This window comes from Sporosarcina ureilytica (genome assembly GCF_001753205.1).
Taxonomy (GTDB): domain Bacteria; phylum Bacillota; class Bacilli; order Bacillales_A; family Planococcaceae; genus Sporosarcina; species Sporosarcina ureilytica.
In genome coordinates, this window is record NZ_CP017560.1 from 618918 (window position 1) to 642664 (window position 23747).

A 23747-nucleotide genomic window follows, 5' to 3' on the forward strand; every position below is an offset into this window, starting at 1 on the left:
GATTGTTTTTTTAATATGTTATTCATTGAAGGATGCTTAGAATTCTCTGAATATAGCATAAAAATGATTGACAAGAATGTGTTCGCTATGCTTCAATTTAATATAGGTTAACTAAGTGTATTTTTAGGTTAACTCATATTAAGTGAGGGTGGTCTAAGTGAAAAAGTTTACAGCTTATGATATTGCACAAATTGCTTTGTTGGCTTGTTTTATTATTCTCGCTGGATACTTTAAAATTCCAACGGGGATTCCTGGGTCTGAATTTCAGTTATCTGCACCCGTTGCGGTTGCAATTGTGGCAGTTTTCGGTTTTAAGCGTTATTTTCTTGCAGGCATGATTGCAACTGTCCTTTTACTTTTACTTGGTATACATACAATTATCAATGCTGAAATATCACTCATTTTTCGACTGACTGTTGGGTTGATCATTTTATTTTGTGGGACATCAATTCCTGTACTCGTGCTCGCGGGTCCAATTGGGACTGCCGTAGCACGTATTGGGTTGGCTTTCACTTTAGATATTCCAATTTTACCGCTTCTCATTCCAGTTATTCCAGGAATGATTATTACGGCATTATGTGTGTGGCCAATTACGAAAATGATGCGGACAATTCATGAGAAAGTAGGTGCCAGAAACGATGTACCCCGAGTATTTTAGTGTTCGTATGCGTGCGGCTGAAGGGAAAGCCCATGAGTTAGGTGGGAAGCATATATCCGGCGGTGAGCGGTTGGGCAATCGATTGCAGTTGGAAGTGATTGCTACGGAATTATTAGCGAAAGCGTCTAATCATTCAAGAGGAAGTGCTGATTTTATTCAACTTGTTGTTGAAAAAGTGCCGGGTGAAGAACTTCAATTTATTCCTCCGTTAGACGTTTCGGCAATCGAAGTGGCGACGGTTCAAGAAGGGCATGACAAGGCGAAAGACCAATTGGCTGCCGCAGGTGTTTCAGAACGAGCGATTGAACATGCTTTTTTGATATTAAATCATGAACGAAATCTTCGCGGGGCGGCAATTGTGAATTGCGAGACCGGTGAACGATTGGATGAACGGGGACAGAAAGGGGTCCGTGTGTCACGCATGGATTGGACGGATTGTGGACATGTAGCGGATTCCGTCCGCGTTCGAGAGGCATTGGCTTTGGCTACCAAAGTAGCACAATCCCCTTATACCGTTGCGGAACTTTGTTGGTCTGATGATCCAGATTATGTAACGGGGTATGTAAGTAGCCAACAACTAGGATATGTTAGAATTTCTCCTTTGAAAAGGATGGGATGTGAAAGTGGGGGACGTGTGTTTTTTGTACATAACGACGTAGATATAGATTCGTATATTGATTTTTTAGAAAGGAAGCCCGTGTTTATTCAAGGAGGAGAAAGCGAATGAATGATTGGTTTCAACGTCAACTGGAAGCGATTGAAGCGGAAGGGTTAACGAGAACTTTGCGTTCATTGTCAACGGGAAATGATACGGAAGTGATGATAGAGGGAAACAAGTATGTATTGTTTTCATCAAATAATTATTTAGGACTCGCAACAGATTCGCGCTTAAAAGAAAGGGCGATGAATGGAATTTCTCTTTACGGGACGGGTAGTGGCGGTGCGCGGCTGACGACTGGCAATATGGTGATTCATGAGCAATTGGAGCGTGAAATTGCCGAGTTAAAAGGGACGGAAGCGTCGATTTTATTCAGCAGTGGTTATTTGGCGAACGTTGGGTTCATTTCAAGTGTCATGGGAGAAGGGGACGTCATTTTTTCGGACGCGTGGAATCATGCAAGTATTATTGATGGTTGCCGTTTAAGCAAGGCGGTAACAATCCGATACGCACATGCAGATATGTTGGATTTAGAAGAAAAGTTACGGGCGTGGCAAGGGGATGGGAAAAAACTCATTGTGACGGATGGGGTTTTTAGCATGGACGGAGATATTGCACCGCTTCCTGAAATCGTTGCACTTGCCAAGAAGTACAATGCTTACATACTGGTTGATGACGCGCATGGAACAGGGGTATTGGGTGAGCGCGGTGGTGGAACAGTTGATTATTTTGGCTTGCAACATGAGGTTGATTTTGTCGTGGGGACGTTAAGTAAAGCGGTTGGAACAGAAGGTGGTTTTGTGGCCGGCTCCTCCCTTGCAATTCAATATTTACGAAATCGTGCAAGAACGTTTATTTTTCAAACCGCTTTATCACCAGGTGTGATTGAAGCTGCGCGGGAAGGCATTCGCCTCATTCAATATGAACCAGAAAGGCGTCAACGGCTGTTAAAGAACGCGCATTTCTTATATACGAATTTAACGCGTCAAGGATTTACGATAGGTCCCTCAAATACACCGATCATTTCGCTCCTAATTGGCGATGCAAATCAGGCAGTCCAGTTTTCCGAGCAATTGATGGAAGAGGGTATTTTCATCCCAGCCATTCGCCCACCTACCGTCCCACAAGGTTCAAGTCGACTGCGCATTACTGTGATGGCGACACATACCGAGAAACAGCTTCAAACCGTTGTGGATCATGTGGGTGAGATTGGTCGCAGGATGGGTGTGATTAAGAGTGTTGGTAATCTAGTGTAAATATTGGCGGGTTTTGCTGAAGACTTTTCGTAAGTTGCGAAAGGTCTTTTTTTTATTCAATCCGTCATAATCTATCGTGAAATCGTTCATTAACGTGATATAATTCACAAATAATTCCCCTTGATAAGTTATAATTAAAATATAGGTTTAAAAGATTGTCTAAAATCGGATAGGAAATCCATCTTCGTATCCAAAATTAATATGAGGTGAAATCATGTTAAATATGCAATTTGATATAAAAAGAATGAGTGCATTAAAAGAAATAATATTATATTTACGTGATGGTGGTTCGTTGGAAGCATTACAAATCCACTTTGAACAACATTTTAACGATGTGCGTCCGCTTGACCTACTGCTCATGCAACTGGAATTAATCAATGGTGATTACGGTGTGACGATGGAGGACGTTAAAAAGTTTTCGAGTATGCATGATCAGTTATCTATTAACGATAAAGAGAATACGTTTATCAATTATGCCACAAATCATCCCGTTCAAATTTTTAAGGCGGAAAACACTGCATTTCAAGTTCTTTTGAATCAAATCCAACAACTTTTGGAATCGATTGAAAAGAATCCAGATCAAACGATAGGTGATGAATTAACACAGCACATCTTTCATCTAGGAGAATTTCACAATCATTATAATCGCAAAGAGAAGCTCTTTTTCCCAATTATGGAACGATACGGCCACATTGCGCCCGCTCGAACAGTATGGCGGAAAGATGACCGCATTCGTGCCTTATATCAGGCGCTGAAAAAACAAATTGTTCGACTTCCACTAGACGTTGAGCGTGTTCGAATGAGGTATACCGCATTTGCAAGGGAATTTAAAGAAATGATCTTTCAGGAAGAGACAATCATTTTACCAATTCTTAAAACAATCTTTAGTCAGTCGGATTGGTTAGCGGTTGCGAATGAAAGTGATGCATTTGGCTATGCGATTATCGAAGCACCAGCAGAAAAATGGACGCCTACAGTTGAAAAAAAGACAAATGATACGCCACATGCTGAAAATCTTGTGATGGGCGGTGGCGGACATTTAACGACAGAAGAAGCCCAACTGATTTTTAACAACTTGCCACTGGAAATCACATTTGTTGATAAAAATGATTTATTTAAGTACTTCAATGAAATCACAGAAGCATCGGAAATGATGCTTGTGCGGACGCCAAGTTCGATTGGCCGTAACGTAGCCAATTGTCATCCGCCTAAAAGTTTGATGAAGGTCATGACAATCATCCGTGATCTGAAAACAGGCAGACGAACTTCTGAAAGCATGTGGTTTAAAATGAAGGGGAAATATATTCATATTACGTATAAATCACTTTTTAATGATGAAGGGGAGTTTTTAGGAATTTTAGAATACGTCCAAGACATTCAGCCTTTCTTTGAATTACCGAGCGAAGTCAAAATGGGACTAAGTGAGCTTTAGGAATGAATCGAAAAACCTCCGCACAGATTATATTGTGTGGAGGTTTCGCGTTTCATAATCTTATTTTCGCTTTTCGATAGCTGTCATACACTTCAATTGCTGAAGTGACGATGACGGTGACAATAATCGTCCAAAAAGCCCAATACATCATGTTTTGCACTGAGGATAAACTGATTTCAAGTAGATTTGCCATATATGGAACAACTGCCTCGTTTATGAGGTTTGGGTTACTTGCGATGACAATAAAAGCAATGGCACTTAATACTTTTATGATTGCATTGATTGTAACGAGCTTCTTTGTCCATTGTTTTGTTTTCCATTTATAAATTCCAAGTCCGATTTCAAGTAGGGCAAATGGTAAAATGATTGGCCAATAAGATAGTAAGACGGTTTGATCGAAAATGGGCATGATCATTTGCAAGTCATTCCCATCAATTGAACGATAAATTCCCACAAGGCGTTCTGCATTGAAATAAAGCGGGACCCAAATGACTGTCCAAATGATGCCGAAAATCACTTCACCTTTTGATATGACTTTTTTCTTTGGGATGACTTGCACCTGTTTTAAATCTTCTGGCGTCCACTTTATTCCAAAGTTTGTGAGGGTTTCGGTGTTGCTATCTAGCCCAAATCGTTCAATCACGATAAATACAATGGTCACCCAAAACAACGTCTGGATAAGCACTGTGATGATATTGGCGATTATCATGCCCAGACCGTTAATGATCAAGGTGAGAATGTTTTGTTCTCCAGAAAAAAGGACAATACTTTCAACAATATAGACTAAAATGGTAATGAAAATCGCCCATGGCACGATGATCTTAAGTGTCCGCATATAAGTATCGTATATTTTGGGACCAATCAAAAAATTGGGTGTGTCACGGTAGCTTGCGGTAAGTTCCGCCGGGTCTCCGAGTTCCGAAAGAGCCTCCATGATATCATTTTCTGTATAGTCATCTGGCAACATATCTTCGATGGTAGAGCGTAGTTCAAGCGCAATATCATCCCTAGATTTTTCTGGTAATCTTCTTGTTACCTCATAAACATAAGCTTCAATCAGATTCATGATGTTCATCTCCTTCCAATAAAGACGCTAATTCTAGCGTCATTTTTTTCCATTCCTTTGTGAGTTGCTCATAAATTTCAATCCCATATTCATTCATGACGTAATACTTGCGCGGTCTGCTTTCTGTCGTATCCCAGCTACTTGTTAGGAGTTTCTGTTTCTCTAGTCGGCGAAGCAATGGATATAACGTGCTTTGTTCAATCGTAACGCCTGCCTTTTCAAGACGTTGCACCAATGAATAACCATATTGTGGGGTTCCTAATTGGCTTAATACGGCCAAAGTTAAAGTCCCTCTTCTTAATTCAGTTGTGAAAGATTCTACTAATGACATGATAATTATCTCACCTTCTTATACTATGTATCATACAGTAATGTGTTTTAGGTAACAATAGAATAAATAAAATATGATTGGATAATAACTTATATAAAGTTTTAGGAGATGAAGAAAGTCCACTAAACTGTGGATAATAAAACAATCTTAGGGCAAAATATAACGAATAAATTAGATTGGAGGAAGAGGAATGAAATACAAAAAAATCATTTTACCGTTTATGTCGGTTATGTTGTCGGCGGGTTTTCTTTTCGGTTGTAATGGCGTTGACGAAGACGAACCGGATCCAACAGAAGAACCGTCTGAACAACGAGAAGATAATAGTCAATAAATTAATGAGCGCATTGTCTTAAGCTGCTTTGGAAATAATAGACAAGTATCATCTAAAGTAAATCGTACACATTACGAGGTGTAAGTGAAATATCACTTAACAAAATAAATGGAGTGGTGACAATGCCGAACAACAACCAGAACCAAAAAAATCAACGCAATCAACAACAGAATCAAAGGAATCGAAACCAAGAAGCGCAGTATCAGAACAACACTGAATTTGGTGAAGGATTTAATGCACAAGAATTCCAACAAAACAATCAACAACAAAACCAACAAAAAAATCGAAAACGCAATAAATAATGCATAATAAAAACCTGTGCCTGACATTACGTGGCGCAGGTTTCTTTTGAATTGGATTTTTTTATTTTCTATCCCAAAAACGCATATGACCAATCGCAGCGACAAAGTCTTCACCAAAGTTCGGATTATCTTTGGCAAAAACGACCCCAGATAAATTATTTCGATCTGTGGCATGAATATAAGAATGACCATTTGAGCCGACGCCGATAGGTTTGTAGTGCTTATAAGCTACATTTATATAATTCATAATGTCGGAGTTGAATCTTTCCATATTTTTAGCGCTTCCACCAACAACATAGATGGAGTCAAGTAGATAAGGGCTTGTTGTGATGAATGTTTCATCAACTTTTAGTTCTGTACCATCATCACCTGTGACGGTACCAAGCGTGGCACCAACGATGACAACAAACACACCATATTTCTTAAGGGTGTTAAGCGTATTGGTTACTTCGTTTCCATTAAAACCATCCCCAACGAGGACCCCTACTTTTAATGAGTAGGCATACTTTGGGGTACTTGCCTGGCTAAGAGAAGGATAGCTGGTCGACACAGGGACGTGATCTCCAGTTGGACGATTAACCCCAACGTTATCTGCTACGATGGTAGCCATTTCTTTATCTACATTTACTAATAGATCAACGTTTTGCTGTCGGACTGACTCACTCTCACAACTTCCAATCTGATAGCTAAGCGCTTCAATCATATGCTGTTTCTCGATAGATGTTAAACTATTCCAGAAAATTCTTGGCTGTGTAAAGTAATCATAAAATTTTTCAGGTACCTCGCGCGTAACATGCCCCTCCACTTTTGTAGGATAATGCTTATATCCTCCTTCTTTAGGCGGCGTTGTGTAAGGCGTATTGTTTGTCAGTGAGTTTCTATGATAACTCGTTTCGTCAACATCGATACGGTACTGCATATACCCTTTTCTCTGATTATTGTGGAATGGACAGAGTGGACGGTTAATCGGTAACTGGTCATAGTTTTTACTGCCTAAACGGTGGTATTGTGCCGATCGGTAGGCAAGTAACCTACCTTGTAAAACAGGGTCGTTGGAAAAATCAATGCCGGGAACAATATTTGCCGGGTTGAATGCAGCTTGCTCAAGCTCCGCGAATTCATTGTCCACATTTCGATTTAACGTCATTTTGCCGACAATCTCGGCAGGGATTAGCTCTTCCGGCCAAAATTTTGTGGAATCTAGAATATCAAAATCGTATTTATGTTCATCTTCCATTGGAATCATTTGAACGCCTAATTCATATTCAGGGTAAGCGCCCATATTAATCGCTTCTCTAAGGTCTCGCCTATGGAAGTCTGGATCAATACCGCCAATTTTTTGCGCTTCATCCATCAGCAAAGAGTGCGACCCAAGAACAGGTTTCCATATAAATCTGACAAAAGTTGCGACACCTTCTTCATTTACAAATAGGTACGTATTAACTGAAAACGACGGCATCATTCGATAACTTCTAATAAGACCCCAATCTGACATCACCCATAATGTCATATGAAGTGCTTCCGGGTTATTTGCCACATAATCCCAAAATGTATCATGGGCGCCGGAAGCTTGCGGCATACCTGTACGCGGTTCCGGCTGATACGCATGTATGACATCAAGGAATTTCATTGCATCCTGGTTAATCAGAACAGGAAACGAAATCAGCGTCATATCGTAGTTTCCTTCATCTGTATAAAACTTAATCCCTAAACAGCGCAAATCTCTTGCTGTATCTTTTGATCCTTTGCTTCCTTGTACAGTTGAAAATCTGACAAATAATGGCGTCTTTTTACCAGCCTCTTGTAAAAATCCGGCTTTCGTAAATTGTTTCATTGACTTATAACATTCGAATTCTCCATGAGCCCCATACCCTCTAGCATGAACTTTTCTCTCGGGGATTTCCTCACGCACAAAAGAAGTTATTTTCTCAAAAAAATGAACATCCTCCATCAGGCCAGGGCCACGTTTCCCAGCTGTTAAAATTCTTTCGTCATCTGAGATTTTTCTCGAAGCATTTGTTGTCATCGGTTTCCCGGCATTTCTCACACGGAATTCGTCTAGTTGTTGTTGTTTTCTATTTTTGTTGTGATTTGATGAAGTATTCTCACTCATGTAAGCACCCCCATTAATTTTCAGCACCTTTTCATCTTATGATTGATCCTTTTCATTCATGATATAAAATAAAAGGCATTCATCCGCAGTGGTAAGCGGGTGAAAGCCTTTTGTTAGGGGTATTTATTGTAAACGATGGTGTACGCTGGAAGTTGGTCTGTTTGATTGTCTGATGAAAAGATGAATGTCCATGGCATGGAGGTTCTTTCAGGGACTTGTAAGGGGAGCGTAAACGTACCAGTCATCATTTGTTTGTCTTTTAAATAGCTAATGGCCATGTTTGCTAACCTGAGGGGCGTGTCTTCAACATTGTGAATGAGCACTGTTACCAATCGCTCACTTTTGTGATTCATTGCTTCCCAAAGAAATGAAAATTGGATGCCATCATTGAGGTGTAGCGATTGAAAAAGATGGGTAATTTTTTCTCTATCAGCGGGTGCAATTGTTTTATCCCAAGCAGGTTGAAAAAATAATGTTTGCATCGTACCTTCCTCCTCGTATGTGAGAGTTGTTTTATTATAACAGGGTGAGTAGAAGATTTCTTTTTAATGCTGTGTCAAAATATGATATGGTAAATTGTCGAGGATGAAGACAGAAGGGTGAAGAATGTGTTAGAAGTATCTGAGAGTAAATTATTGCAATATATTATGCATGGCATAGATGAGACGCTGATTTTAGGAGATGAAGTGTTCACTGAACCAGAAGTACTGATGGAGGCGGCTTTTACGCAACTAGCCTTTAGTAAAGTGCAGTTTGATCAGCAATATGAGTTTTTTCATGAAACAGATATTGATTTACATGAAGTCTATACATATGCGAAGAAGATTTTTCAGGAAGAAAGTAATTTCCTGGAGCAATCGCAGCATATCGCAACGCATTTGCATAGCGTATCTACCCATCCCAATATTAAAAGTGGGGATTTGTTTATTGGGTTATTTGATAACTGTGTAATGGGGACGGAGACGAAAAAAGTCCTTTCTATTGTGAAAATTGATGATAAAGAAATCTTTTTAGATGTAAAAAGTGAGCAAAATACAATGACTGTTAGCGGCATTGATGGCATTAATGTAAGGAAGATTAATAACGCGGCCGTCATTGTCGATATGGGACCAGATGAAGAGCCAGCTGTTTTTATTAGAACGAGAAGGAAAGATGATGTTGTTTATTGGCAAGAGCGTTTTTTAAAAATTAAAGTCGCGGATGAACAATATGAGAAAACGGATTTGGCGATGCAAGAAGTTAAAAAATATATTTTAAAAGACGAGCGTTTTACGAATACCGAAAAGCTTGGTCTGTTAAATAAAACGCTAGATTACTTTAGAAATGAAGAGGAATTTCAAGTCGAAGCCTACATTGAAAAGGTTTTTGAAGCGCCTGACGAAGTGCAAAGAGATGTGATTGTGAATTCGGTAAAACCTTATGAAACGATTATTTCCGAGAGTGCCATTGAGAAAGCGGAGCAAAAGTTCAAGCGAAAAATAAAGCTGGATAACAATATTGAAATTGTCGTTAACGTACGTGATATTGACCAAGTGGATGACCTGATTCAGGTTGGTTATGACGAAGCAACGGGGCGGAATTTTTATAAGATTTATTTTGAGGAAGAAGAATAAAGAGTTTCGTGAAAGCCCGGGTATGAAGATATACCGCGGGTTTTTGCATGTTACGGAAACTTTTATTGTCAAAGCCGAAGTCATTTATGAATATACACCGTCGTACCTTTTGCTACATAAATAAATCCCTCACCTAATAAGGTAAGGGAATTATTTATGTCAAAATGTCTACACTAAGCTTAGTTTTATCAATTTGAACGCTTAAGGTTCGCCAGTCGATTTTACGCCTCTCAACTTATTCAAGAGTCCATTCTGGTAGGCAACTGCTGCAAGGACAATAATAATACCAATGACCTGAATAAAGTTCGGGATCTCACCGAAGAGAACGACGGAAATGATTGCAACGGTAGAAATCGGACTGAGCAACAAGAGTCCGGCAACAATCGTAGAGTTCAATCGAACGGAACCATACTGAACAAACGTCCATGCCATAGCTTGTCCCGCTACACCTAAAACAATCATCCAAAACCAGTTCATGCCAGTGATTGGATCACCGAGAGTGGTTTCTGGATTCATTGGAAGCACGCCGTTAACCATTACACCGTGGGTCACATCGAAGCCGCGGTGAGATAAAAACAACATGACAAACGCTGGCGCTATTAGTTGAGAAATGCTCGCCAATAGCATTGGCTGGATAAACTGTCCCTTATTCACCTTAGTCGCTTTACGGCTCGTATAGAGGTAAACTCCGTAGCAGATGCCGGATAAACTACCCTCAAGGGTCCCAAGAAGGGCAATAGGCATCCCGTGTATGGTGGTTGGTCCTCCTGTTTCGCCACCGCCGCCAATGATGCCACCAGACAAAACGATACCTAGTATCATAATTGGCGCAATAATAAAGAAGCTTCTTGGAACTCTTTCCTTGTCGATTAGAAATGCAAGCGCAGGTAAAATAATGATCTGAAGATTTAGCAGGATCGAGGCAATACCCGAGCCGACGTAGTAGATGGAATAGTTCCAAGCCGTAAAGTCAATTCCGAGAAACAGACCTGCGACAAGGGAAAGAATGACTCCGGTCTTATTGAGCGGACCGAGTTTCTTTGCCTCCCTAATGGCGAATGGAAGTAGCGCTAGCGCCCCAATCGAACAGCGAAGAATAACAGACGTTGCTGGGTCGAAGTTCGATTGTTTCACCCAAGGGGCACTAAAGGCGAGAAAAATGATACCAATGATGAGGATCAAGTATGCCTTACCCGTTGACCCACTTTTATTAACCATACATTTCACTCCAAGTAAAATTGTTTGTAAAGATGAGCTAAATTACTCTCCCTGTCAAGGTAAAATGAAAATCTGACGCAAGCTACCTGACATTCACTGCTTTCCCTTAAGCATCGTGGCACTCAGTTTGATATGTGTAAATCACTAAAGGTTTATAAACATTTCCTTTCATATACTGTAGCGCAGAAGCCACATACCACGATAAGTGATTTTTGAGCATAGGATTGGGGGAAAACATGTGGGACTATAATTTATTATTTTTAGTATGATAACATCAGTCTGTTTTATGCTAAAAAAAATAGAGGTGCCAGTCACTGAAACATTCACGTTAACTCAAACAAACATGAATATTACAGTATTCATGTTTGTTTGAGTGACTGGCACCAAAAAAACACCAAAAAAAATCCAGCATCTATTGTTGATGCTGGATTTGTAAGTATTGATCTAAAGTTGGTTTGCAATCATATTCAATGAAGGTGACACCCGAATTTGAAATTTCCAAATCAAGCGGTTCAATCCCTGCGGCCTGCCAAGCCTCGATTAAGTTGTGCTTCTGCTCCGGGTCATTTAAAAAAGCGATGCCACAATCCCCGCCACCTGCTCCGGACGGTTTTCCGCTCCCGAACTTTTCAGCAATCTGACATAAATTAGTGAGTTCCGCTGTTTCAATTGGCACACCTGCATCCTCACCGAGACGTTTCAGCAATAGACGGTTTTCTCTTATAGCTGCTAACACGTCTTGTTGATGATTTGTTTTGATTCCCTGAATGAAACGGGTGACAGCAGCATGGCTTTCCTCTAAAAAGCGCGCGTACATAAGCGGACTTTCCAGTTGAAAGGCTTGGACTTTATTGACCATTGGCCCGGTTGCGGCTGACTTTTTCGTCCAGCCAACAGACATGGAAAACGCTTCGGAAGGATTCAGCCGCTCAATCATAAGATCCGGCCAATGCTGCTCGACTAATGTTGCGAATGGCTCGTCATTTTCCAATTTCTCTGTTAACCAATCGCCATTGAAAGTACAATAGGCGAGGAGTCCGCCATAAACGGCCGCGGCAATATCTGCCCCCGAACCATTTTGTTGTGTTAAGAAATGGGCAATCACAGCTAATTTGAAAATCGTATCCTGCGATACATCGTCCTCATCGCTAAGATGGAATTTTATCATTGCGGTCACAACGGCTACAGTAATTGCTGCACTTGAACCAAGCCCATATTTTACTCCTGAATTTTTATCATCAAGCTCACTTAAGGTGGTTATCGAGCACTTCTGAATGGGCACATTTTTTTCACGTAGAAAACGAGTCGCAACAACTAACGCGTTTTGAATGAAGCGAAGTCGAGGATCCTTCGTGCTGAGTAGACATTCAGGTTCATCACCCCATGTAATCTCTTTTAGTCCAAACGCTGGTATGGAGAGGGCGTTTTTCGTCCCTTCCTCAATCTTGACAGTCACATAACGGGTAATGGCACCCACAACCGCTAGTTGTCTAGGTTCTAATACTGCATATTCTCCGGCAATCATCATTTTACCTGGAGCTTTTATCCGGTAACTTGAAACAGTCATATCTATCCACCTTTATCTTCAATCGTTATTTTGCTAAGTAGGATACCCCAGGGCCAGGCTGGCAAACATATATTTTTTGAACTTCTTTAAGGGTAAGAAGCGTTTGCTCAACGACTTCTTGATCTTTTTTCTGACATAAAACAAATACATTTGGTCCTGCATCCATTGTAAAATATGCCGGAATCCCAGAATCCCTCAGTTTTCTTACTTGATTCATGACGGAGATGGTGCCTGCTTCCCAATACCAATGAGGCGGATTTGCACCCAAGGTAGTCGCATGCATTTTTAGCGCATTGGATTCAGTCACTTGACCAAGCTGTTCAAAGTCCTTATGATGAAGCGCATCTTTTAATGTCCCAAGATCCTTCTGAGCTTCTTTCACCCAAATCTCATAATAAGGAGATGTGTCAACAGTAAGTTTCATTCCCGCACGGCTTGAAAGGGACTTTTCCTCGGCAGATAATTGGATGGCAAGAATGCTTAAATCCCAATAGTCTTCGTTTTCAAGTTGTTTGGCGTAACAATCAGAACCATCCTCTAAATTTCCTTTTGTCCATTCAACAAAACCGCCATAAATAGAACGGCAGGCAGACCCCGATCCAATTCGTGCCACTTGCGTCAGTTTCTTCTGATCGATATCTAAACCAATTGCTCGTACAGCAGCGGATGCAAGTGCTGCATATCCAGAAGCCGAGGAAGCAAACCCAGCGGCGGTAGGCACATGGTTAACTGACTGGACCATTGCATACCGCTCCACTCCTGCCATTTTTCGTATTTGGTTTAAGTAATTAGAAACCTTAGTCGTTTCGGCTTCATCCGCAATATTGTTGTTAAAGATAAAAACATCTTTTTTTAATTTCCCGCAAAACTGTACAGAAGTTTCTGTGTAAAATTTGTCTAGTGTGATCGAAAGACTGGAATTCATCGGTAGAAATAATTCTTCATCCCGTTTCCCCCAATATTTAATTAAGGCAATGTTCGCATGCGCCTTAGCAGTCACCTGTTCAAACTTTCTATGTTCAGGCATGTCATCTTTCCTTTCAAAATTAAAGATTTGCAAGCAGTGAAATAATCCACGGTGCAGAATAAAGTGTCATAAATTGTACCCCGTAATTGACCCCTGTACGATGTAGCGTTCCCGCAACAAATCCAACAAGAAAGACACCGGCCACATTCATCCAACCGCCATCCATAAAGGCGAGAAGGAGGACTAAGCTAAAGAATAAACCGAGCATCGCTTCGTGTGGAATCCGTTTAAAAACAAAAATACAAATTTGTCTTGAATATTTGATCGTAAGGAAATAAGTAATGGCTAGGGCAACAATTGCACCAACTAAAGTAGCCGAAATAAAGTCACCATTTGAAAGAATATGGTGGAGATTATGATCGATGGTGAAAACGGGTGGTGCGTTAAATAAAGGATTTCCAGGGCCCATTGCTGTCGGAGACAATGGAATGCCAAGCGCAATGAGTGGGATCAATACACCAGAAATATAAGTGGCATTCGCCAATGCATCCATTGAGGCAATGGCAAGAGACGCTTTCTTTACCGGATCTTTTATTCTACTCGTAAACACTTCACCGAGAAATGTCGTTAAACCGACAGGGCTTAGAATAAACGCAATGGAGCCAATCGCTGAGGATAGAGAACTGAATCCAATTTCTTTTTTCGTCAAAATGGTAAATGGATTTGCCTTTATCCCATCTTCCTTCTCCTGTTTAAAATAAATGTCTTTTTTCCCAAATCGTTCTAATCGATCTCTTTTTTCCTTGTTCAACAATTCAAACAACGTGACAATCACTGGACCAATTGTAATCCCGAGGAAGAAAGAAATAAATACATTCGTTCCCGCTGGTACTACGCCAGTATCCCAATAGAGATGGCGCAACCCTTCGATTAAGAGTGCGAAGGGGAGAATCGATACAAGTGCTACCCAGCGATTTTTACTTATGAGTGCTAGGATAATCGCACCGGCAAAAAACAAAGAGCTCCCGTATTCCTTAATGACATCAGCGAACGGGACGAGTGCATGAGCAAATAATAAACTCACAGGCACAGAAACGAGTGTCCCAATGACAGAACCCGAAGCCATTTTTCGAATCGTTACGTCCGTCAGACCATGCTTTTTTAAAATAAGTGCATGCTCTACTTGCGGGGTCGCCATGACGCCCCCGGGAATTCCAGCTAGAGCGACAGGAATGGAATCTGTCAATTTACTAGAAACGATGGCAGACATAAAGAAAGTAAGGACAAGGATAGGCTCTAGTCCGGATAATACCAGGACCAATATGACTGGGGCAATGGTTGCCGTCTCATCCGTTCCAGGCGCAACGCCAATAATCGTATAAATAATCGCCGCGAGCATTGCGATACCAACCATTTGTAAAAGTAAGGTTACATCCATATTATTCCTCCTCCTTTGTCCCATTAAAAGTTCGTTTCGGCTTTATAATGATACTTGTAATTAAAAAGCCAATCAATGCTCCGAACAAACCAAAAAATAACGGTTTAGGGGGTTCACTTGGGGCAATAAAATAACCGCCGAGTGTCGTGATGGAACAAATAAGTAAGGCTAAAAGTAAATCTTTTATATGAACGAGATCTTCCCAAACCTCAATATTTTCCTTTTGATGCTCTTGGGTATTTTGATGTCCTTTTTTGTGATGATCCATAAAAATGACACTTCCTTTCTATGACTTTTCCTATTATAAATGAAATTGATAATCATTCTCAAGGTAAAAGATAAGTGTAGTTTACATGAAAGACATCAAAAAAACTTGATGTAGGTCAAGTTTGAAAAAAGGACCATCCATTTGTTGGGAAAATGAATGATCCACTATAAATGTAAAACGTATTGTCCCATCTTTTCCATTGGATCATTTACTTAAGGTTCAATTGTAAAGCACCATGTTTGTTGCGCCCCTGCAGAAGTTAATGTACTTGAAATTTCTTCCATTTTCTCCTTTGAATCCGTCAAAGCAAGCATACAACCGCCATCACCGCCACCTGTTAATTTGGCTCCAAGTGCTCCCGCTGATCTCGCAGTATTGACCAGGTGATTCAGCCCATCCTCACTCACGCCTATTTGAATCAATTCAGAATGATTTTCGTTAAGAAGTTTGCCGAGTTTCTGTATATCCCCTTTAGCCATGGCAGATTTAGCGGCAAAAGCAATTACTTTCATTCTTCTCAATGAGTCTGCCTTTAAAACCTCATCATTACTGTATAGCGCTCTTACCCGACTCACTGATTTTTGCGTATTCCCAATCCTTCCTGAATCAGCAATTACAAAATGGAGGGGGGAAGTGACTTCTAGACGAACAATGTCTCCGTTTTGAAACCAAATGGGTGTATCGCTCATCGCGGTAGCCATATCGATACCACTTGGACTCCCGTGGGCATACACCTCAGCAGTATGTACAAAGGCGGACAGCGTCTTGTCATCTAACTTCGTTTCGAAAAAGGAAAATAATCCTCTGACAATGGCGACAGCAATCGCCGCACTAGATCCAAGCCCTTTCCCAATTGGAATTTGGGAGTGAATCGTAATCTTTAATTTGTCACAAGGGCGTTTTAAAGCGATTAAAACTTGTTGGATACAGGCGCGGATTCCTTCTAATTTTGTAGGAATCTGTTCCAACGGTCCGGTATAAAACGTAGATTCTACGATGATGCCACTTGTGACCTCTTCAATGACCGCCTCCACTTTGAGTGGAAATGGCAACGCAATGGCGGGATTCCCATAAACAACTGCATGTTCTCCCGTCAAAATGATTTTACTATGTGAGAAACCACTAGTATTTCTTTTTGATGCTAAAAAATCTTCCAACCACAATCACCTTCTCCTTGCTTCAGACATCTGCCTATTATATCAATTAATTTTAACTAAAGTAGTCTATATAGATTACCCAAATTTAGACTTGATGTACGTCAAGTTTGTCCAAATCCCGAATTGTTTCAGGTATATCGTGTAAATAATACTGATAGAAAGAGTAGATAATCAAGCGAATTGTGGTAGTTGCTGGAATAAATTCATCTCCCTTTCGAATTAATACTCCATGGTATCCGTTATCGTTTTTGCGAAGGTATTTATCCATCCTGCCAATGATGTAATCCTTCAGCTTATTGGTTTCCGGTGATGAATAGATTGCTGCTAACTTGCAAATATACAAAAAGACTGCTTGATAAGTTGATGTTTCATCAACTTATCGAGCAGTCTTAATGATATAGCGGCCTAAGTAGTCATCACATATTCCCTTGCCGTTTTGGGAAGTGATACTTCTTTCGGGTTTAATTTGATTCGGTCACTAAAAAAGTTAATGGCCACCTCATTGAACTCTTTATCCTTTTCGATATTACACACATGTCCACAATTATTAATTACATGTACAGTCGCATCTTTGTCCTTCGCTGTGTCTTCGAGAACAGGCCCAATAAACATATAATCTTGATTGCCCATAATATATAGCTTCGGGATGGAATGCTTTTCGGGGTCCATTTTCGGGTAAATCGCAGGCACTTTAAAGGCAAATTGATACCAACGAATAAACTCTTTTTGACAAAGTTTTTTCGCTTCCCGGATGAACAGATTTCTAGAATGTTCATGATGCTTCTTTGGCATAAGAATCCGAGCGAACAGTTTATATAACCACATATATGGAACAAAGTTTTTAACGAGATCCCCTATTTTTAAGAGTACGCGGGCAGCCTTTGTAAATCGAATAATTGCGCCGCCTAAAACCATGCTTTTAATGCGATGCGGGGCGTGGATGTGTAGGCTATGCAAAACAACGGTGCCCAAACTAATCCCAGCAAAATGGGCTTTTTTAATTGATAGAAAATCTAGTACGTTGACGACATCTTCCGCCAATCCCTCTGATGTGTACTGAAGTAACTCAGGTTTATAATCAACAGAACCGCCATGACCTTTTAAATCGATGAATAATAAATTAAAATGCTTTCTAAAATCTTTTATTTGTTTGTACCAAATGCTTGAATTTCCGCCGAGACCGTGAAGAAAGACAACCCAATCATGAGATGGGCTTAACACATGCGTTTTATAATGTAGCAAATTAAACCTTCTCCATTCCATACGTTTGCAGCTATCTACTTAGTCGATTTCGATGAGAAAAAACCTTTCCAGCAGTCTATCGTTTATTTCACAAACATATAAATTGTTATTTATTTAATAGTATTATACCACAAGCTATATCCACTGATTTATTATAATTGTGTCAATTTAGACACTTGAATCAATAGCATTCCTTTTAAATGGCTTGATTACAATTTGCACATTTACCACTCGCTAACCGATTTTTCGAGTTTTTTCGGAACCTAATTCCTTTCAGTTTTTTCATTTGACGACATACCACCCAGGGTATATACTTTAGGTAGAGTGAAAGTGACGGTTATGTGCCGGCCTTTTTTCACATGCAAACATACCTATTGAGGTAGTGGGTTGTCGCAAAGAAATATAAATAATTCATTTGGAGGGATCATTGTGAAGGAAATTTCTACGAAAGAAGTATTGCAAAAATTAAATGACGGTGAAAAATTGAACATGGTTGACGTGCGAGAAGAGGAAGAAGTTGCACTCGGAATGGTGCCTGGCGCTCAGCATATTCCACTAGGTGAAATCCCTGCTCGATTAGATGAGTTAGATAAGGATACGCAATACGTGATGATTTGTCGTTCTGGCGGCAGAAGCGGAAATGCATGTAACTTTTTGAGTGAACAAGGTTACGATGTGATGAATATGACTGGCGGTATGTTGGACTGGGAAGGCGAAGTAGAGAAATAATATGTTTGATTTAAAAAAGCTTGCATTTGAGCAAGCTTTTTTTAGTTGTTTGCGGGAAAAAGAAAAAAAGTAACCACGCTCAAACAAGCTGAGTGGTTACTTATGATTTTCGTCACAAAGTAGAATTATTTCCGCTTCCGCATCATATCAAATGGCTTAACAGGTGCATCTACTTTCATTTTCACTGTCATTAGCGCATTTGGGGCACGGTCGATTGAATTTCCTGCTTCATCCCATAGCGAATCAATTGTTTGGTATAGATGTGTGAAGCCAGGACCGTAAAATTCGATTTCATCTCCAACACCGAAATGATTACGTTGTTGAATCGTTGCGATTTGCGTTTCTTCTTCGTAGTCCAACACTTGGCCGATAAAGGAGTAGGCAGGGATTTTTCGACGGGCACCAAATAATTGCTCATCTTCGGTCGGTGTTCCGTAATAAAAGCCTACTGACAATTCGCGTTGTGCGACTTTCCATAATTCGTCTTCCCACTCCTGTTGGAACTCATAATTCTCCGGGTCATTACAATAAGCGTCAATGGCTTGACGATAAACAGTGGAAACCGTGGATACATAATGAATCGACTTCATTCGCCCTTCAATTTTTAAGCTATCAATGCCGTTTTCCACCAAATCTGGGATGTGGCGAATCATAGACATGTCGACCGCACTCATCGAAAAGTCCTCCTCAGGATCACCTGCTAGGACGGAGTTGTGTTCGCCTGGTAGCGGCATTTCGAATAATCCATATTTCCAACGACAGGATTGTGAGCAGCCGCCACGGTTCGCATCGCGGCTTGACATATGGTTTGATAATGTACAACGACCTGAATAGGAAATACACATCGCGCCGTGAATAAATGCTTCAATCTCCACATCTGTTTTTTGACGGATTTCTTTAATTTCTTCCATGCTCACTTCTCGCGCCAACACAACACGCTCTAATCCTTCCGCATGCCAAAAATTCAGCGTTTCATAATTCGTTGCAGAAGCTTGTGTGGATAAGTGAATCGGTAAACCGGGTGCTTCAGTTGCACAAATTTCAATTAAGGCTGGGTCAGATACAATGACAGCAGAAATGCCGATGTCTCTTAGCGTTTGAAAGAATTCGCCCGCACCGTCAGCATCTCCTTCATGCGTCACCATATTTGCCGCAACATACACTTTTGCATGGTGCGCTTTTGCAAATGCGACACCTTCACGCATTTCATCATAAGTAAAGTTTCCCGCACGCGTTCTCAGTCCGTATTGATTTCCGCCAATATACACAGCATCTGCGCCGTATCGTATGGCAGTTTTTAGCTTTTCAAGTGTTCCAGCAGGTGCTAGCACTTCAGGTTTTTTCGTAATTTTTCTCATCATGGTTCCCCTAACTATTTTACGTCGTTTGGATCTTTTAATAAAAATCCTTCATCTAGTGTTCTTGCCTTCGGATGTATTGCGATGATTTGTTTATTCAAGCTTTCTTGTAAGGCAATTGTCCAGTCACCTGCAATGATTGCCCGTTTTGCTTCAATGAAAATACGAGCGATTTCAACAAAATCGTTCCCGCGTGTAAAGATGCCATCTAATTTCCATTGTGTAAGTCCTGCTTCAACTAATGCGTCTAAATGGGGGAGAAGATTAATATCATTCGTTGCAAAAACATGCGTCCCATTCGTGTCCTCGAAAATTGAGTAATGGGTATCAGGTTTTTTAGGTTCAGATATGAAAAGTTCTTCAGTAGGTACAGTTTCTTGCGTGAAATTAAAATAGTTTTCAATGAGAGGTCGCTTAGAATGGTGGATACAGGTTGCCCCATACACCAATAGCTCGACGGGAACTGTTGCTTCGGACCGAATCGTTTTTAATTCCTCAAAGGTGATTTCCCTTGCAAGAACGGCACCGACTGCTCCGCGTTTTGCCCAGAAATTAACTTGTTTAGAGCTGGTGACTAATGTTTGGGCATCATAAACATAAGGGATTTTGATGTCATGTTTTTTTAATAAATGAATCACACCAGGATCGCCAACTGTAATGGCGTCAACGCCAATATTCTGTAAAAACTCCAAATATGGAACGACTTTTTCGATCTGTTCATTATGCATGAGCGCATTCACCGCTACACAAACTCGTTTATTGTGCGCATGTGTAAACTCAGTAATCTCTTTGATTTCGTCTTGGGAAAATGCGCTTGGTAAGCGTAACCCAAATTGTTCATTCCCAATATATAATGTATCAACCCCAGCATTGACCAACGCTTTCGCTTGATCCAAAGACTCTGCGGTTGCAGTAAGTTCAATCATTCACATACCTCTTTTCAATCAGTCTTTAAATTTGATAGAACTGATTTTAACATAAAAAGCGCAAAGGTTATTGTGAAAGATGTCACAAGTTCATGACAATAGGAAGCTACTAAAAAAACAACCGTGAAAGTTTAACCTCACGATTGTTTTCTGCTTTAGGACTATTTTTCAAATTAGCCTACTCGTATAATTTGGACATGTCCCACTCGTTCATCCATTTTTCAAATGCTTCTGCTGGAAGAGGGGGGCTTACATAATAACCTTGAATTTCATGACAACCTAGTTCTTTTAGGTACAATAACTGATTCTTATTTTCGACCCCTTCTGCGATGACATTCAATTCCAAGCTGTGGCCAATTGAAATGATTGCTTTGACAATGGCATTATTTTCTGGATTGTCTTTCACATTGGTTAAGAAGAATCTGTCGATTTTAATATGATCAATTGGCATTTGCTTTAACGCCCATAGCGAATTAAAGCCTGTCCCAAAATCATCAATGCTAATTGTCACTCCTAAGCTCTTCAACTCGTTTAACAATCGGGTAGAATAATCGGCGTCCATCATCATATTCTCTGTGATTTCAAGATTGAGCAATGAGGGATTGACGTTCTCATCTTGAAGAATTCCTGAAATGGTATCGACAATGTCCGGTTTTTGGAATTGGACGGCAGATAAATTAACGGATACCTCTAGCGGTAAGCCAGTTTCTCGCCATTTATCGCATTGCGCGATGGCTGTTCGCAACACCCAATTGCCAATTGGGATGATTAAGCCGGATTCCTCCGCTTGTGGAATAAATTCATCAGGTGGAATCATTCCTTTCTGAGGATGATTCCATCGAATAAGTGCTTCCACACCAATAATTTGGCCTGTATGGATATTCAGTCTTGGTTGGTAATAGACAACCAACTGATTACGTTCTAATGCAAAACGCAATTCATTTTCTAACCGAAGTAATTGGCTGTTATCAGCAACGCGCACACATTCGAAAAATGCATAACGATTTCTCCCATTCGCTTTTGCCTCATACATCGCAATATCCGCATTTTTTATGAGTGTTTCTTGGTCTTCTCCATCTTCCGGGTACATGGCAATTCCGATGCTAATTGTTACGTAAACTTCTTGACCTTCAAGGTAAAAAGGGCGAGCCAAAGATTTTAAGATGTTGTTCGTTAAGTTTCTAACTTCGTCATCGTTCATGTTTTCCAACAAAATTGTAAACTCATCTCCGCCGTTCCGAGCAACAATCCCTCTTGACATCAATTCCTTTTTCAGTCTTTTCGCGACACCAATTAACAATAAATCTCCAAACGTATGGCCCATCGAGTCGTTAATGATTTTAAAACGATCTAAGTCTAAAAAAAGTACAGCTAATTTTGTATTTCGGGATTTCGCTTTTTTGAAAGCTTCCGCCAAGTTTTCCATAAAAAATCTTCGGTTTGGTAAACCTGTAAGGCTATCTTCGTATGCCAAAAGTTTGATTGTGTTTTCTGCTTCTTTAAATCTTGTAATGTCTCTAATGTACACAGTAAACAATGGACATCCATCTAATTTTAATTGTTTAATTGTTAATTCAATGGGGAATTCTTCCCCGTTAGATTGTAATGCGGTTGCTTCGATTCGCACATCACATAGAAAATCTCCTTCTCCGTCGGTAATGGAGGACGGAGAGATAAATAGTTTTTCGATTCCTTGTCCGAGCAATTTTTTTCTTACATACCCGAAAGTTCTTGTCACGGAGGGATTGCACTCTAAAATCTGTCCATTATTATCCATGATAATCACACAATCCAATACAGCTTCAAGAATCGCGTCTTTAAAAGCAATTTCCTGATCTAATCTTTTATCCAATCTGAAAGAGACAATGAGAATTAGACCGATAATGACGATGGTGCTAATCGTGACGGCAACGACCAATTCTGGTGTATCGATAAGCGTGGCATTGATCTTAGCGGCGCCAGTAGGATCCACTTTGAATAATGCGGCAGCCATTCCGATGTAGTGTATCCCCGCAATTGCGCTTCCCATTATCGTGCCGCCAACAAGCTTATCCTTGGCGCTTATTCCACCTTCTTTGTCGCGAAAATGTAACGCGAGCATTAAGGTAATTGTCGATGCACCAATGGCAACAAATATGGAAAGTCCAAAAAGAATCGCATCGTATGTAATATAAACGCCTTGTATGGCAATCATCCCGATATAATGCATGGCACCAATTCCAATGCCCATAATTGTTCCGCCGATTAGTAATTTCAAGTTGTCAGCATTGGGGCGTGAACTAAAATACAGTCCACACAATGAGGCCGCAATTGCGATAATGACAGAAACGGCTACGAGTACACCATCGTGGGTAATCGGGACAGGTAATTTAAAAGCGAGTGTTGCAATAAAATGCATGGACCAAATCCCAATTCCCATGGCTGCAGAACCGCTTACTAACCAGATAACCCTTCGCAGACCGGTTGCAAAGTGGACGCGTCTTGCTGTATCGAGTGCTGTAATTGAAGCAAAAAAAGCAATGATCAACGAAAGCACAACCAACAATAGGTCATGGGTTCCATGTATTTGTTGCATCTATCTTCCCTCCAGTCACCATTACATAAGAACAAACTTTTAGGAGTTGTATCCTGTGACTATTATTCTATATTGATTTGAGAGTGTAGTAAATACTTATGAACCAGGTGGTGGGGAAAGGGAGGGATTATGTACCTATGTGCACAATATTCAGGCAAATGCCTGTGAATCTAGGCACCTATTTTCTCGATTCACATTTAAATAACTTTTATTAACGTAAGCAAAGCCCGGGTGGGTTTACCCGGGTTTTTGCTATCTAGGCATTCAGATTAGAAATCTACGTTTCTTCCGCCTTTATTAGCCGCTTGTCCACCACGATCTGCGATTTGGCCGCCTTTATCAGCAGTTTTACCGCCGTCATCCGCCGTTTGAGAACCGTTGTTAGCTGCTTGACCACCGTTAAAAGCAAATTGACGATTGTTCTTGTCTCCAGCAATCGCAAAGTCTTCAGCTTTGTTCCCACCAGCATTTCCACCTTGAGTTGCAAAGTTATTAATATTTTTTGACATTCAGTTTCACCTCCTTTCAGTGCTACTGTAATA

The 23747-nt window shown here is 40.5% G+C and carries 23 protein-coding genes; 8 read left to right on the forward strand and 15 right to left on the reverse strand.

The genetic code is table 11. From position 1 onward, the window contains the following. Nucleotides 1–157: 157 nt before the first annotated feature. The 4 genes from BI350_RS03170 (at nucleotide 158) to BI350_RS03185 (ending at nucleotide 4004) form a co-directional block, all read left to right on the forward strand. On the forward strand, nucleotides 158–658 hold the full coding sequence (locus BI350_RS03170; protein WP_075526806.1) for a hypothetical protein: 501 nt from the start codon (nucleotides 158–160) through the stop codon (nucleotides 656–658). After that, nucleotides 627–1385 (forward strand): 6-carboxyhexanoate--CoA ligase, encoded by a 759-nt coding sequence (gene bioW, locus BI350_RS03175; RefSeq protein WP_155767460.1) that lies wholly within the window; start codon nucleotides 627–629, stop codon nucleotides 1383–1385. The genes BI350_RS03170 and bioW overlap by 32 nt, the downstream gene beginning before the upstream one ends. Next, nucleotides 1382–2572 carry an 8-amino-7-oxononanoate synthase gene (gene bioF / locus BI350_RS03180; RefSeq protein ID WP_075526808.1) on the forward strand — a complete coding sequence of 397 codons (1191 nt, stop codon included), beginning with the start codon at nucleotides 1382–1384 and terminating at the stop codon, nucleotides 2570–2572. The genes bioW and bioF overlap by 4 nt, the downstream gene beginning before the upstream one ends. Before the next feature lie 214 nt (nucleotides 2573–2786). Beyond that, nucleotides 2787–4004: a DUF438 domain-containing protein gene (locus BI350_RS03185; RefSeq protein WP_075526809.1), complete on the forward strand. Its 1218-nt coding sequence runs from the start codon at nucleotides 2787–2789 to the stop codon at nucleotides 4002–4004. 52 nt (nucleotides 4005–4056) lie between these two features. Here BI350_RS03185 and BI350_RS03190 read toward each other — a convergent pair whose 3' ends face one another. Further along, the gene (locus BI350_RS03190; protein ID WP_075526810.1) at nucleotides 4057–5070 is read right to left on the reverse strand and encodes an HAAS signaling domain-containing protein; all 1014 of its coding nucleotides are present in this window, start codon (nucleotides 5068–5070) and stop codon (nucleotides 4057–4059) included. Further along, nucleotides 5057–5404: a PadR family transcriptional regulator gene (locus BI350_RS03195; protein ID WP_075526811.1), complete on the reverse strand. Its 348-nt coding sequence runs from the start codon at nucleotides 5402–5404 to the stop codon at nucleotides 5057–5059. Before BI350_RS03195 ends, BI350_RS03190 begins: the two co-directional genes overlap by 14 nt. A 187-nt stretch (nucleotides 5405–5591) precedes the next feature. Here BI350_RS03195 and BI350_RS17030 point away from each other — a divergent pair, with 187 nt between their 5' ends. Together BI350_RS17030 and BI350_RS03200 are read left to right on the forward strand one after the other, a co-directional pair. Then, a complete protein-coding gene (locus tag BI350_RS17030; protein ID WP_168157243.1) occupies nucleotides 5592–5732 on the forward strand; it encodes a hypothetical protein in 141 nt (46 codons plus the stop codon). Nucleotides 5733–5854: 122 nt separating this feature from the next. Next, nucleotides 5855–6034 carry a hypothetical protein gene (locus BI350_RS03200; protein ID WP_075526812.1) on the forward strand — a complete coding sequence of 60 codons (180 nt, stop codon included), beginning with the start codon at nucleotides 5855–5857 and terminating at the stop codon, nucleotides 6032–6034. 61 nt (nucleotides 6035–6095) lie between these two features. Here BI350_RS03200 and BI350_RS03205 read toward each other — a convergent pair whose 3' ends face one another. Continuing rightward, nucleotides 6096–8147 carry a catalase gene (locus tag BI350_RS03205; RefSeq protein WP_075526813.1) on the reverse strand — a complete coding sequence of 684 codons (2052 nt, stop codon included), beginning with the start codon at nucleotides 8145–8147 and terminating at the stop codon, nucleotides 6096–6098. 113 nt (nucleotides 8148–8260) lie between these two features. Further along, on the reverse strand, nucleotides 8261–8629 hold the full coding sequence (locus BI350_RS03210) for an SLAP domain-containing protein (protein ID WP_075526814.1): 369 nt from the start codon (nucleotides 8627–8629) through the stop codon (nucleotides 8261–8263). A gap of 117 nt (nucleotides 8630–8746) precedes the next feature. On the opposite strand from BI350_RS03210, the gene BI350_RS03215 reads away from it, so the two are divergent. Continuing rightward, nucleotides 8747–9760: a nucleoid-associated protein gene (locus BI350_RS03215; RefSeq protein ID WP_245698292.1), complete on the forward strand. Its 1014-nt coding sequence runs from the start codon at nucleotides 8747–8749 to the stop codon at nucleotides 9758–9760. Nucleotides 9761–9961: 201 nt separating this feature from the next. Here the strand turns inward: BI350_RS03215 and BI350_RS03220 are convergent, their stop codons facing one another. The 7 genes from BI350_RS03220 to BI350_RS03250 form a co-directional block, all read right to left on the reverse strand. Continuing rightward, nucleotides 9962–10978, reverse strand: a complete 1017-nt coding sequence (locus BI350_RS03220) for a DMT family transporter (RefSeq protein WP_075526816.1) — start codon at nucleotides 10976–10978, stop codon at nucleotides 9962–9964. Between the two features lie 412 nt (nucleotides 10979–11390). After that, nucleotides 11391–12545 carry a phosphomevalonate kinase gene (locus BI350_RS03225; RefSeq protein ID WP_075526817.1) on the reverse strand — a complete coding sequence of 385 codons (1155 nt, stop codon included), beginning with the start codon at nucleotides 12543–12545 and terminating at the stop codon, nucleotides 11391–11393. A 25-nt stretch (nucleotides 12546–12570) separates the two neighbouring features. Then, nucleotides 12571–13572: a diphosphomevalonate decarboxylase gene (mvaD, locus tag BI350_RS03230; RefSeq protein WP_075529211.1), complete on the reverse strand. Its 1002-nt coding sequence runs from the start codon at nucleotides 13570–13572 to the stop codon at nucleotides 12571–12573. Nucleotides 13573–13591: 19 nt separating this feature from the next. Then, the gene (locus tag BI350_RS03235; RefSeq protein ID WP_075526818.1) at nucleotides 13592–14950 is read right to left on the reverse strand and encodes a tripartite tricarboxylate transporter permease; all 1359 of its coding nucleotides are present in this window, start codon (nucleotides 14948–14950) and stop codon (nucleotides 13592–13594) included. A 1-nt stretch (nucleotide 14951) separates the two neighbouring features. Then, the gene (locus tag BI350_RS03240; RefSeq protein ID WP_075526819.1) at nucleotides 14952–15218 is read right to left on the reverse strand and encodes a hypothetical protein; all 267 of its coding nucleotides are present in this window, start codon (nucleotides 15216–15218) and stop codon (nucleotides 14952–14954) included. A gap of 212 nt (nucleotides 15219–15430) precedes the next feature. Next, nucleotides 15431–16381: a mevalonate kinase gene (gene mvk / locus BI350_RS03245; protein WP_075526820.1), complete on the reverse strand. Its 951-nt coding sequence runs from the start codon at nucleotides 16379–16381 to the stop codon at nucleotides 15431–15433. Between the two features lie 399 nt (nucleotides 16382–16780). Then, nucleotides 16781–17617 (reverse strand): alpha/beta fold hydrolase, encoded by an 837-nt coding sequence (locus BI350_RS03250; protein ID WP_075526821.1) that lies wholly within the window; start codon nucleotides 17615–17617, stop codon nucleotides 16781–16783. 429 nt (nucleotides 17618–18046) lie between these two features. On the opposite strand from BI350_RS03250, the gene BI350_RS03255 reads away from it, so the two are divergent. Beyond that, a complete protein-coding gene (locus BI350_RS03255) occupies nucleotides 18047–18346 on the forward strand; it encodes a rhodanese-like domain-containing protein (RefSeq protein ID WP_075526822.1) in 300 nt (99 codons plus the stop codon). Nucleotides 18347–18471: 125 nt separating this feature from the next. Here BI350_RS03255 and BI350_RS03260 read toward each other — a convergent pair whose 3' ends face one another. The 4 genes from BI350_RS03260 to BI350_RS03275 all read right to left on the reverse strand — a co-directional run bounded on the left by BI350_RS03260 (nucleotide 18472) and on the right by BI350_RS03275 (nucleotide 23714). Further along, nucleotides 18472–19704, reverse strand: a complete 1233-nt coding sequence (locus BI350_RS03260) for a peptidase U32 family protein (protein WP_075526823.1) — start codon at nucleotides 19702–19704, stop codon at nucleotides 18472–18474. A gap of 14 nt (nucleotides 19705–19718) precedes the next feature. Further along, entirely contained in the window at nucleotides 19719–20630 is a 912-nt protein-coding gene (locus BI350_RS03265) for a peptidase U32 family protein (RefSeq protein ID WP_075526824.1), read from the reverse strand. 178 nt (nucleotides 20631–20808) lie between these two features. Continuing rightward, nucleotides 20809–23205 (reverse strand): bifunctional diguanylate cyclase/phosphodiesterase, encoded by a 2397-nt coding sequence (locus tag BI350_RS03270; protein ID WP_075526825.1) that lies wholly within the window; start codon nucleotides 23203–23205, stop codon nucleotides 20809–20811. 269 nt (nucleotides 23206–23474) lie between these two features. Further along, a complete protein-coding gene (locus tag BI350_RS03275; RefSeq protein ID WP_075526826.1) occupies nucleotides 23475–23714 on the reverse strand; it encodes a hypothetical protein in 240 nt (79 codons plus the stop codon). Nucleotides 23715–23747: the final 33 nt, after the last annotated feature.